8 protein-coding genes are annotated in these 12,453 nt (G+C 72.6%); 7 read left to right on the top strand and 1 reads right to left on the bottom strand.

Translation table 11 applies throughout. The features are described 5' to 3' along the window. Positions 1-88 precede the first annotated feature (88 nt). Positions 89-1,315, top strand: coding sequence for a signal recognition particle-docking protein FtsY (gene ftsY, locus AB0M16_RS31285; RefSeq protein WP_365348944.1), 1,227 nt, complete (start codon positions 89-91; stop codon positions 1,313-1,315). Positions 1,316-1,403: 88 nt separating this feature from the next. Here ftsY and AB0M16_RS31280 read toward each other — a convergent pair whose 3' ends face one another. Next, complete coding sequence (locus AB0M16_RS31280) at positions 1,404-2,057, bottom strand: bifunctional DNA primase/polymerase (RefSeq protein ID WP_365348942.1); 654 nt, start codon at positions 2,055-2,057, stop codon at positions 1,404-1,406. 437 nt (positions 2,058-2,494) lie between these two features. Between AB0M16_RS31280 and AB0M16_RS31275 the strand changes: the two genes are divergently transcribed. The 6 genes from AB0M16_RS31275 to ftsH all read left to right on the top strand — a co-directional run bounded on the left by AB0M16_RS31275 (position 2,495) and on the right by ftsH (position 12,286). After that, the gene (locus AB0M16_RS31275; RefSeq protein ID WP_365348940.1) at positions 2,495-3,967 is read left to right on the top strand and encodes a hypothetical protein; all 1,473 of its coding nucleotides are present in this window, start codon (positions 2,495-2,497) and stop codon (positions 3,965-3,967) included. A gap of 413 nt (positions 3,968-4,380) precedes the next feature. Next, the gene (locus AB0M16_RS31270; protein ID WP_365348938.1) at positions 4,381-5,727 is read left to right on the top strand and encodes an ammonium transporter; all 1,347 of its coding nucleotides are present in this window, start codon (positions 4,381-4,383) and stop codon (positions 5,725-5,727) included. Beyond that, the gene (locus AB0M16_RS31265) at positions 5,724-6,062 is read left to right on the top strand and encodes a P-II family nitrogen regulator (protein WP_004924863.1); all 339 of its coding nucleotides are present in this window, start codon (positions 5,724-5,726) and stop codon (positions 6,060-6,062) included. The genes AB0M16_RS31270 and AB0M16_RS31265 overlap by 4 nt, the downstream gene beginning before the upstream one ends. Positions 6,063-6,087: 25 nt before the next feature. Further along, the gene (locus AB0M16_RS31260) at positions 6,088-8,535 is read left to right on the top strand and encodes a [protein-PII] uridylyltransferase (protein ID WP_365348936.1); all 2,448 of its coding nucleotides are present in this window, start codon (positions 6,088-6,090) and stop codon (positions 8,533-8,535) included. A gap of 101 nt (positions 8,536-8,636) precedes the next feature. Further along, entirely contained in the window at positions 8,637-10,190 is a 1,554-nt protein-coding gene (gene ffh / locus AB0M16_RS31255) for a signal recognition particle protein (RefSeq protein ID WP_365348934.1), read from the top strand. A gap of 176 nt (positions 10,191-10,366) precedes the next feature. Then, positions 10,367-12,286, top strand: coding sequence for an ATP-dependent zinc metalloprotease FtsH (gene ftsH, locus AB0M16_RS31250; RefSeq protein WP_365348932.1), 1,920 nt, complete (start codon positions 10,367-10,369; stop codon positions 12,284-12,286). Positions 12,287-12,453 lie beyond the last annotated feature (167 nt).

Below are 12,453 nucleotides of genomic sequence, written 5' to 3'. Positions count from 1 at the left end.
GAAGCCCACCACTTTACGCGCAACGCCCCCGACCCCTTCGCGACGTGCTCCGCCCCCGGCGCCTTCGTGGCCGATACTGGGTGACGTTATGGAACTCATCCTTGCTGTAGTCATCGCTCTGGTCGTCGCGGTCGCCGTGACCAGCGGGCTCGTGATCAGCGGTCGCAAGAAGAAGCAGCTGCCGCCGGCCGAGCCGCCGTCCACCACGCCGACCATCACCGCTCCGCCCGCCGAACCGCACGTCGGCGACGAGGCGGAGACACCGCGGGAAGAACCACGCCGGACCGTCGAGGAGGTCGAGCTCCCCGCCGCGGAGGCCCCCGAGGCGCCGGTCGTGGTCGAGGAGCCGCTCGTCGGGGAGGTCCCGGAGGCCCCCGCGATCGAGGTGCCCGAACCGACCGCCGGCCGTCTCGTGCGGCTCCGCGCCCGGCTCGCCCGCTCCCAGAACTCGCTCGGAAAGGGGCTGCTCACGCTCCTGTCCCGCGAGCACCTCGACGAGGACACCTGGGAGGAGATCGAGGAGACCCTCCTCACCGCCGACGTCGGCGTCGCCCCCACCCAGGAGCTGGTCGAGCGCCTGCGCGAGCGCGTCAAGGTACTCGGCACCCGCACCCCCGACGAGCTGCGCGGTCTGCTCCGCGAGGAGCTCGTCGCCCTCCTCGGCCCCGACTTCGACCGCTCGGTGAAGACCGAGAGCCCCGAGGACACCCCGGGCGTCGTCATGGTCGTCGGCGTCAACGGCACCGGCAAGACCACCACCACCGGCAAGCTCGCCCGCGTGCTCGTCGCCGACGGCAAGTCCGTCGTCCTCGGTGCCGCCGACACGTTCCGTGCCGCCGCCGCCGACCAGCTCCAGACCTGGGGCGAGCGCGTCGGCGCCCGGACCGTGCGCGGCCCCGAGGGCGGCGACCCGGCGTCGATCGCCTTCGACGCGGTCAAGGAGGGCATCGCCGAGAAGGCTGATGTCGTCCTCATCGACACCGCCGGCCGGCTGCACACCAAGACCGGCCTCATGGACGAGCTCGGCAAGGTGAAGCGCGTCGTCGAGAAGCACGGCCCGCTCGACGAGGTCCTCCTCGTCCTCGACGCCACCACCGGTCAGAACGGCCTCATCCAGGCCCGCGTCTTCGCCGAGGTCGTCGACATCACCGGCATCGTCCTGACCAAGCTCGACGGCACCGCCAAGGGCGGCATCGTCGTCGCCGTCCAGCGTGAGCTGGGCGTCCCGGTCAAGCTGGTCGGCCTGGGCGAGGGCCCGGACGACCTGGCCCCGTTCGAGCCGGGCGCCTTCGTCGACGCCCTGATCGGCGACTGACCCGCCGACCGATCCCACGCCCGGCGCGTACGAGCAGGGCCCCTGCCGCAGCTCAACGGCAGGGGCCCTGCTCCGTCCCGGGGACCGGTCAGTAGTGCGTGCGGTGGCAGATGTACGCGAGCGTCCCGAGCAGCAGCCGGGCCTGCGGCGGCGAGCCCGCCGTGTCCAGCGTCGGCGGCCGCAGCCAGCTCACCGGGCCGAGACCCCCCAGGTCCGAGGGCGGGGCGGTGATGTGCGTGCCGGCGCCCAGACAGTGCAGGTCCAGATCGGCGTCGTCCCAGCCCATCCGGTAGAGCAGCTGCGGCAGCTCCGCCGCCGCGCCCGGCGCCACGAAGAACTGCGCCCGGCCCGTCGGCGTCGCGCACACCGGACCCAGGGGCAGGCCCATCCGCTCCAGCCGGACCAGCGCCCGGCGGCCCGCCGCCGCGGCGACCTCGATCACGTCGAAGGACCGGCCGACCGGCAGCAGCAGCGCCGCCCCCGGATACCGCGCCCACGCCTTGGTCGCGTCGTCGAGGCCCGCGCCCGCCGGGACCGGCTCGGCGAAGGCCAGCGGATGCGCCCCCGGAGCCGTGCAGCCGAGATCGCCGCAGGAGCACCGGCCGGCGACCGCTCGCGCCCCCGGGACCACGTCCCAGCCCCACAGTCCTGTGTACTCGGCCACCGCTGTGCACTCCGTGGTGCGTACGCGGCGGCGTGAGCCGGACCGCATCTCACGAATGCCGCCGATCGTGAAGCCCATGCCCCCTCCAACGGGTCGAGCGCGCCGGTGGTTACGGACCGCAGGTCCACCGTCACGATCCGCGACGCCCCGGCGCGTTGCAGCTTTCGTCGTGGGGCGCACGGTGGTGTGGCGGGTGGTGCGGACCGCCGCGCGCGCCTCTTCGCGCTCCGGTTCGCCGACCCTGGTCCGTCGCATGTCAAGTGAATCGCGTTCCGTGCGCGGCGAGTTCATTCGAAGGGGTGGCGAATGGTGGCGTTTCTTGAAACGCCATGCCCGGACGGGTGATCGTAGGATTACCTTCGGTACACGAACCCCGGGGCGCACTGCACGCGCGGGTATGCCGGAGGCAAGCCGGATTTCCGTTCGAAGGAGCACAAACACCGGACGGACGCCGTGGAACACGGCATCCTGGCAGGGGTTCGCGTAGACGACATCAGGTGGATGGGGGCGTTCCAGTGGGCGGCAACGGCGCAGACGGTACGACTGCCGGCAAGCGCCCGAACGAGCAGCTGAGCTCGTGGTTCGTGCGCAGCGGCTGGTCGAAGGGCGAGCTGGCACGCCAGGTGAACCGCCGGGCCCGCCAGATGGGCGCGCACCACATCTCCACCGACACCTCCCGGGTGCGCCGCTGGCTCGACGGCGAACAGCCCCGCGAACCCATCCCGCGGATCCTCTCCGAGCTGTTCTCCGAGCGCTTCGGCTCCGTCGTCGCCATCGAGGACCTCGGCCTGCGCACCGCCCACCAGTCGCCCTCCGTCTCCGGCGTCGACCTGCCCTGGGCCGGGCCCCAGACCGTCTCCCTGCTCAGCGAGTTCTCCCGCAGCGACCTGATGCTCGCCCGCCGGGGCTTCCTCGGCTCCTCGCTCGCGCTCGCCGCCGGACCCGCCCTCATCGAGCCCATGCAGCGCTGGCTGGTACCCACCCCGGTCGGCGAGGCCCTGCCCGAACCGGCCGGCGAGGAGCGGCGCGCCCACCGGCTCTCCGCCGTCGAGCTCGACCTGCTCGAGTCCACCACCGTCATGTTCCGCCAGTGGGACGCCCAGTGCGGCGGCGGCCTGCGCCGCAAGGCCGTCGTCGGCCAGCTCCACGAGGTCACCGACCTGCTCCAGGAGCCGCAGCCCTCCGCCACCGCCCAGCGCCTCTTCCGCTGCGCCGCCGAACTGGCCGAGCTGGCCGGCTGGATGAGCTACGACGTGGGCCTCCAGCCCACCGCCCAGAAGTACTTCGTGCTCGCCCTGCACGCCGCCAAGGAGGCCGGCGACAAGCCCCTCGGCTCGTACATCCTGTCCTCGATGAGCCGCCAGATGATCCACCTCGGCCGGCCCGACGACGCCCTCGAACTCATCCACCTGGCGCAGTACGGCAGTCGGGACTGCGCCACCCCGCGGACCCAGGCCATGCTGTATGCGATGGAGGCCCGCGCCTACGCCAACATGGGCCAGCCCTCCAAGTGCAAGCGGGCCGTGCGGATGGCCGAGGACACCTTCGCCGACGTCGGCCTCGACCGCGAGCCCGAGCCCGACTGGATCCGCTTCTTCTCCGAGGCCGAGCTCAACGGCGAGAACTCCCACTCCTACCGGGACCTCGCCTACGTCGCCGGCCGCTCCCCGACCTACGCCTCGCTCGCCGAGCCGGTCATGGAGCGGGCCGTCGAACTCTTCGAGAAGGACCCCGAGCACCAGCGCTCCTACGCCCTCAACCTCATCGGCATGGCCACCGTCCACCTCCTCAAGCGCGAGCCCGAGCAGTCCGTCGTCCTCGCCGAGAAGGCGCTCGGCATCGCCCGCAAGGTGCGCTCCGAACGGGTCAACACCCGACTCCGCAAGACCGTCGACACCGCCGCCCGCGACTTCGGCGACGTCGCCGAAGTCGTGCACCTCACCGACCGGCTCACCGCCCTGCTCCCCGAGACGGCGGAGGCCGTCTGAACCCGGCGGGCAGCGCCCCACCCACCCCGGCCGCGCCGGCCGTCCCGTAAACCCCGATCGGCTCCCCCGCCGCAAGGACACACGGACGGCCGACGCGGCCGGTCCTCGTGCCCGCCGTCCCGTGCGGTCGATCCCCTCGGCAGCCCCTCCTGCGCCGACAGGGCCCGCGAGGCCGCCCGCCCCCCTCGCACGGCGGCGGGCCGGACGTGCGGATGGTAGTCCCGTTACCTCCCCGTGACCCTGCCGTTCACGGCCGCGTAACACTCCCCGCCCCTTCGTCACTGCGGCGAAACATCGAGCGGCATCGGCGGAAACCGCGCTGCGCGAATCTCTGGCGCATAACCGGCCACGCCTCAATGGCCCCGCCCCTCGGCCCCGCCCCGCACAGGCCGCTCGACGACGAGGAGACGCCGATGGCAGCAGCCATCACGACCCTGGCAGCGGACACGCCCACGCTGTCCGCCGCCAACACAGGGTTCATGCTCATCTGCTCCGCCCTGGTCATGCTGATGACCCCGGCCCTCGCCTTCTTCTACGGAGGCATGGTCCGCGTGAAGTCCACCCTCAACATGCTGATGATGAGCTTCATCAGCCTCGGGATCGTCACGATCCTGTGGGTGCTCTACGGCTTCAGCATCGCCTTCGGCACCGACTCGGCCTCGCTCTTCGGCTGGTCCTCCGAGTACGTCGGCCTCAGCGGCATCGGTCTCACCGAGCTGTGGGACGGCTACACCATCCCGGTGTACGTCTTCGCCGTCTTCCAGCTGATGTTCGCCATCATCACCCCGGCCCTGATCAGCGGCGCCCTCGCGGACCGCGTCAAGTTCACCGCCTGGGCCCTCTTCATCACCCTCTGGGTCACGATCGTCTACTTCCCCGTCGCCCACTGGGTCTGGGGCACCGGCGGCTGGCTCTTCGAGATGGGCGTCATCGACTTCGCCGGCGGCACCGCCGTCCACATCAACGCCGGTGCCGCGGCCCTCGGCGTGATCCTCGTCATCGGCAAGCGCGTCGGCTTCAAGAAGGACCCGATGCGCCCGCACAGCCTCCCGCTGGTCATGCTCGGCGCCGGCCTCCTCTGGTTCGGCTGGTTCGGCTTCAACGCCGGCTCGTGGCTCGGCAACGACGACGGCGTCGGCGCCGTCATGTTCGTCAACACCCAGGTCGCCACCGCCGCCGCCATGCTCGCCTGGCTGATCTACGAGAAGATCCGCCACGGCTCCTTCACCACCCTCGGCGCCGCCTCCGGCGCGGTCGCCGGCCTCGTCGCCATCACCCCGTCCGGCGGCTCCTGCTCCCCGCTCGGCGCCATCGGCATCGGCGCCGTCGCCGGCCTGCTGTGCGCCATGGCCGTCGGCCTCAAGTACAAGTTCGGCTACGACGACTCCCTCGACGTCGTCGGCGTCCACCTCGTCGGCGGTGTCGTCGGCTCCCTGCTCGTGGGCTTCTTCGCCACCGGCGGCGTCCAGTCCGACGCCAAGGGCCTCTTCTACGGCGGCGGCCTCGACCAGCTCGGCAAGCAGGCCATCGGCGTCTTCTCCGTCCTCGCCTACTCTCTGATCGCCTCCGCGATCCTCGCCCTGATCATCGACAAGACGATGGGGATGCGGGTCAGCGAGGACGACGAGGTCTCCGGCATCGACCAGGTCGAGCACGCCGAGACCGCGTACGACTTCAGCGGAGCCGGCGGCGGCATCGCCCCCCGCACCACCGCCGCAGCCGCCCCCGCTCCGACGCAGAACACGAAGGTGGACGCATGAAGCTCATCACCGCGGTCGTGAAGCCGCACCGGCTCGACGAGATCAAGGAGGCACTCCAGGCCTTCGGGGTCCACGGGCTGACGGTCACCGAGGCCAGCGGATACGGCCGCCAGCGCGGCCACACCGAGGTCTACCGCGGCGCCGAGTACACCGTCGACCTCGTCCCCAAGATCCGCATCGAGGTCCTCGTCGAGGACGACGACGCCGAACAGCTCATCGACGTCGTGGTGAAGGCCGCCCGCACCGGCAAGATCGGTGACGGAAAGGTGTGGAGCGTCCCGGTCGAGACCGCCGTACGGGTCCGCACCGGCGAACGCGGACCGGACGCGCTGTAGCGCTCGACCTGTAAGGAGCCGCCTGGTGACGAGCCTCGACGTGACAACGGACACTGACGATTCGGGACCCGGCGGTTACGCGGCGGCCCGGCTGCGCCTTCTCACCGAGAAGGCGCGGTCCGGGCCGCCGCGCCGTACCGCCCTGGCCCGCCTGACCGACGACTGGCTGGCCGGGCTGTACGAGGCCGCGGGGGCGCCCCCGGGCACGGCCCTCGTCGCCGTCGGCGGCTACGGGCGCGGCGAACTCTCCCCACGCAGCGACCTGGACCTCCTCCTGCTCCACGACGGCGGTGCCGACGCCGGCACCGTCGCGGCCCTGGCCGACCGCGTCTGGTACCCCGTATGGGACCTCGGCCTCGCCCTCGACCACTCCGTGCGCACCACCGCCGAGGCCCGCAGAACCGCCGGAGAGGACCTCAAGGTCCAGCTCGGCCTCCTCGACGCCCGGCCCGTCGCCGGCGACGCCGGCCTCGTCACCGCCCTGCGGACCACCGTCCTCGCCGACTGGCGCAACCAGGCCTCCCGCCGGCTGCCCGAGCTCCACGCCCTCTGCCGCGAACGCGCCGAACGTTCCGGCGAGCTCCAGTACCTCCTCGAACCCGACCTCAAGGAAGCCCACGGCGGGCTCCGCGACGCCCAGGCCCTGCGCGCCGTCGCCGCCTCCTGGCTCGCCGACGCCCCCCGCGAGGGCCTCGACGACGCCCGCCGCCGCCTCCTCGACGCCCGCGACGCCCTCCACCTCGCCACCGGCCGCGCCACCGACCGGCTCGCCCTCCAGGAACAGGACGCCGTCGCCGCCGAACTCGGCCTCCTCGACGCCGACACCCTGCTCCGCGAGGTGTACGAGGCCGCCCGCACCATCTCGTACGCCTCCGACGTCACCTGGCGCGAGGTCAACCGGGTCCTCCGGGCCCGCTCCGCCCGGCCCCGGCTCCGCTCCCTCCTCGGGCGGTCCGGCGCCGCCAAACAGCCCGTCGAACGCACCCCGCTCGCCGAAGGCGTCGTCGAGATGGAGGGCGAGGTCGTGCTGGCCCTCAGCGCCAGACCCGAACGCGACCCCGTACTGCCGCTGCGGGCCGCCGCTGCCGCCGCCCAGGCCGGCCTGCCGCTCTCCCTGCACGCCGTGCGCCGGCTCGCCGCCGCCGCGAAACCGCTGCCCGTGCCGTGGCCCGCCGAGGCCCGCGAGGAACTCGTGACCCTCCTCGGCGCCGGCGAGCCCACCGTCCCGGTCTGGGAGGCCCTGGAGGCCGAGGGCCTCGTCACCCGGCTGCTGCCCGACTGGGAACGCGTCCGCTGCCGCCCCCAGCGCAACCCCGTGCACACCTGGACCGTCGACCGGCACCTCGTCGAGACCGCCGTCCGCGCCGCCTCCCTCACCCGCCGCGTCCACCGCCCCGACCTGCTGCTCGTCGCCGCCCTCCTGCACGACATCGGCAAGGGCTGGCCCGGCGACCACTCCGTCGCCGGCGAGACCATCGCCCGCGACGTCGCCACCCGCATCGGCTTCGACCGCGCCGACGTCGCCGTCATCGCCACCGTCGTCCGCCACCACCTGCTGCTCGTCGAGACCGCCACCCGGCGCGACCTCGACGACCCCGCCACCGTCCAGAGCGTCGCCGCCGCCGTCGGCACCCTCGGCGCCCTGGAACTCCTGCACGCCCTCACCGAGGCCGACGCGCTCGCCACCGGCCCGGCCGCCTGGTCCACCTGGCGCGCCTCCCTCGTCGCCGACCTCGTCAAACGCGTCGCGGGCGTCCTCGCGGGCGAGGAGCTCCCCGACCCGGAGGCCGCCGCACCCAGTGCCGAACAGGAACGGCTGGCCATCGAGGCGCTCCGGACCGGCGAACCCGTCCTCGCCCTGCACACCGAGCCCGTCGTCCCCGACGGCTCCGAGGAGCCCGAGCCCGTCGGCGTCGAACTCCTCGTCGCCCTGCCCGAGCGGCCCGGCGTCCTGCCCGCCGTCGCCGGCGTCCTCGCCCTGCACCGGCTCACCGTCCGCGCCGCCGACCTGCGCGCCGTCGCCCTGCCCCGGGAACTCGGCGACGGCCCCGTCCTCGTCCTCGACTGGCGGGTCGCCGCCGAGTACGGCTCGCTGCCCGAGGCCCACCGGCTCCGCGCCGACCTGGTCCGCGCCCTCGACGGCTCCCTCGACGTGCCGGCCAGGCTCGCCGAACGCGACGCCGCCTACCCGCGCCGGCGCGGCGTCCAGGCCCCGCCGCCCCGCGTCACCGTCGCCGCCGCGGACTCCCGCCTCGCCACCGTCCTGGAGGTCCGCGCCCAGGACGCGCCCGGCCTGCTCCACCGCATCGGCCGCGCCCTGGAGGGCGCCGAGGTCCGGGTCCGCAGCGCCCACGTCTCCACGCTGGGCGCCAACGCGGTCGACACCCTGTACGTGACCCGGCCGGACGGCTCGCTCCTGGCCCCGGAGGAGGCCGCGGGCCTGGCGAAGACGCTGGAGGAGGCCCTGCGGTGACCCCGGCGGGCGCCCGGCTCCGCACCGGACAGGGCGCCCGTCTTCCCGGGCCGGATACCCTTGGGTGACTGCCCACCCCGACCCGAGGAATCGCGACCACCGTGTTCGATACGCTTTCCGACCGCCTCAGCGCGACTTTCAAGTCCCTCCGGGGTAAAGGCCGCCTCTCCGAGCAGGACATCGACAGCGCGGCCCGGGAAATCCGTATCGCCCTCCTCGAGGCCGATGTCGCGCTCCCGGTCGTCCGTGCGTTCATCTCCCGCGTCAAGGAGCGGGCGCTCGGTGCCGAGGTCTCCAAGGCCCTGAACCCCTCGCAGCAGGTCATCAAGATCGTCAACGAGGAGCTCATCGGCATCCTCGGCGGCGAGACCCGGCGCCTGCGGTTCGCCAAGACCCCGCCGACCGTGATCATGCTCGCCGGTCTGCAGGGTGCCGGTAAGACCACCCTCGCCGGAAAGCTCGGTCTCTGGCTCAAGAGCCAGGGCCACACCCCGCTGCTCGTCGCCTGTGACCTCCAGCGCCCCAACGCCGTCAACCAGCTCTCGGTCGTCGCCGACCGCGCCGGCGTCGGCTTCTACGGCCCGCAGCCGGGCAACGGCGTCGGTGACCCGGTCCAGGTCGCCAAGGACTCGATCGACTACGCGCGCACCAAGCTGCACGACGTCGTCGTCGTCGACACCGCCGGCCGCCTCGGCATCGACGCCGAGCTGATGCAGCAGGCCGCGGACATCCGCGACGCCGTTTCGCCCGACGAGATCCTCTTCGTCGTCGACGCCATGATCGGTCAGGACGCCGTCAACACCGCGGAGGCCTTCCGCGACGGCGTCGGCTTCGACGGCGTGGTGCTCTCCAAGCTCGACGGCGACGCCCGCGGTGGTGCCGCGCTCTCCATCGCGCACGTCACCGGCAAGCAGATCATGTTCGCCTCCAACGGCGAGAAGCTGGACGAATTCGACGCGTTCCACCCGGACCGCATGGCGTCCCGCATCCTCGGCATGGGCGACGTGCTCTCGCTCATCGAGAAGGCCGAGCAGACCTTCAGCCAGGAAGAGGCCGCCAAGATGGCCTCCAAGCTGGCGTCCAAGAAGGGCCAGGACTTCACCCTCGACGACTTCCTCGCCCAGATGGAGCAGGTCCGTCGGATGGGGTCGATCTCCAAGCTCCTCGGCATGCTGCCCGGCATGGCGCAGATGAAGGAGCAGATCAACAACATCGACGAGCGCGAGGTCGACCGCGTCGGCGCCATCATCAAGTCGATGACGCCGGCCGAGCGCCAGGACCCGACGATCATCAACGGCTCCCGCCGCGCCCGTATCGCCAAGGGCTCCGGTGTCGAGGTCAGCGCCGTCAAGGGCCTCGTCGAGCGCTTCTTCGAGGCGCGCAAGATGATGTCGCGCATGGCGCAGGGCGGCGGCATGCCGGGCATGCCCGGGATCCCGGGCATGGGCGGCGGCCCCGGCCGGCAGAAGAAGCAGATCAAGCAGGCCAAGGGCAAGCGCAAGAGCGGCAACCCGATGAAGCGGAAGGCCGAGGAGCAGGCCGCCCAGGCGAAGCGCGAGCAGGCGCAGGCCGGCGGCGCCTTCGGACTCCCGGCCGCGGGCCAGGGCCCGGGCGAGTTCGAGCTCCCGGACGAGTTCAAGAAGTTCATGGGCTGACCCGACGGCCGGCCGGACGGCGTACGGCAGCACGGCGTCCGGGCAGGACGGCGCACGAAGGGGCCCGGGGCGGTACGTAACCGCTCCGGGCCCCTTCTCGTCCGCCCGGTCCACCCGTAATGCCGTGAATGCGCAGCTCTTCGATACTGGGGCCATTGCCGCCCCGAGGAGAGCCCGTGGCCAACCCCGTACCCCCGCGCGACCGGACCGACCAGCCCTGGCGCTCGGAAGGGGCCCCGCCGCCCCCGCCCGCCAGGAGGAAGATGCCGGGCGGCTGGGGCGGGCTCATCCTCACCGCACTCGTCGTCTATCTGATCGCCAACCTCGTGCTGTCCTTCTTCAACGAGAAGGACGGGCCGACCATCTCGTACACCGAGTTCGACAAGCAGGTCGCCGCCGGCAACGTCACCAAGATCTACTCCAAGGGCGACGCCATCCAGGGGCAGCTGAAGAACAAACAGCCCGTCCCGAACGGCGACGGCGACTACACCAAGTTCACCACCCAGCGGCCCGCCTTCGCCGACGACGACCTGTGGGCCCAGCTCACCAAGAACAACGTCACCGTCACCGCCGAGCCCGTCGTCCAGGAGCGCAGCTTCCTCGCCAATCTGCTGATCTCGCTCGCCCCGATGCTGCTCCTGATCGTCCTGTGGGTCTTCATCGCCCGCCGGATGAGCTCCGGCATGGGCGGCGCCGGCGGCATGCTCGGCCGCAAGGCCCCGCCCAAGCCCGTCGAACTGGAGGGCGGCAAGCGCACCACCTTCGAGGACGTCGCCGGCATCGACGAGGTCGAGGGCGAACTCAACGACGTCGTCGACTTCCTGAAGAACCCCGACGCCTACCGCGAGATGGGTGCCAAGATGCCCCGCGGCGTGCTGCTCGCCGGACCGCCCGGAACCGGCAAGACCCTGCTCGCGCGGGCCGTCGCCGGGGAGGCCGGCGTGCCGTTCTTCTCCGCCTCCGCCTCCGAGTTCATCGAGATGATCGTCGGCGTCGGCGCCTCCCGGGTGCGCGAGCTGTTCGCCGAGGCCCGCAAGGTCGCCCCCGCGATCATCTTCATCGACGAGATCGACACCATCGGCCGGGCCCGCGGCGCCGGCGCCGGCATGGGCGGCCACGACGAGCGCGAGCAGACCCTCAACCAGATCCTCACCGAGATGGACGGCTTCACCGGCTCCGAGGGCGTCATCGTGATCGCCGCCACCAACCGGGCCGACGTCCTCGACCCCGCCCTCACCCGCCCCGGCCGCTTCGACCGGATCGTCCACGTCAACCCGCCCGACCGGGGCGGCCGCGAGGCCATCCTCAAGATCCACACCCGGCAGATCCCGCTCGCCAAGGACGTCGACCTCGAACACGTGGCCAAGACCACCCCCGGCATGACCGGCGCCGAACTCGCCAACCTCGCCAACGAGGCCGCGCTCCTCGCGGTCAAACGCCAGCAGCGGGCCGTCACCCGGTCCGACCTCTCCGACGCCCTGGAGAAGGTCCAGCTCGGCGCCGAACGCCCCCTGGTCATGCCCTTCGAGGAGCGCCGCCGCACCGCGTACCACGAGAGCGGCCACGCCCTCCTCGGCATGCTCCAGCCCGGCGCCGACCCGGTCCGCAAGATCACCATCGTGCCGCGCGGCCGCGCCCTCGGCGTCACCCTCTCGACTCCCGAGTCCGACAAGTACGCCTACACCGAGGACTACCTGCGCGGCCGGATCATCGGCGCGCTCGGCGGCATGGCCGCGGAACAGGTCGTCTTCGGCGTCATCACCACCGGCGCCGAGAGCGACCTGGAACAGGTCACCAACATCGCCCGCGGCATGGCCGGCCGCTGGGGCATGAGCGAACGCGTCGGCCGACTCACCGCCATCCCCGGCGACGCCCAGCAGGCCTACGGCCTCTCCGCCGCGCCCGCCACCCTCGACACCGTCGACGAGGAGATGCGCCGCATCGTCGACGAGTGCTACGAGAGCGCCCTGCGCCAGCTCCGCGAGCACCGCGAGCGACTCGACGCCCTCGCCGAGGCCCTCCTCGCGAACGAGACGCTGGAGGAGGCCGAGGCGTACCGGGCGGCGGGGATCCCCCGGTCGGCGAAGGAGGCGTAGGGAGCCTCGCCGACCCTGCCGGGCTCCGCGGCGCCGGGCGACGCTGGTCCGCCGCTCCCTGATCCGGCCCACCGCGCCCCGATCCGGCCCGGTCGACGGGGCACCCCTTGGGGGAGTGGGGGTCGAGCCGGCCCGGGGGCGGATCCGGCCCACCGCGCCCCGATCCG

The organism is Streptomyces sp. NPDC051921 (assembly GCF_040680975.1).
Lineage (GTDB): Bacteria > Actinomycetota > Actinomycetes > Streptomycetales > Streptomycetaceae > Streptomyces.
Note: the sequence above shows the minus strand (reverse complement) of the source record. Positions and strands in the feature narration are given on the sequence as shown.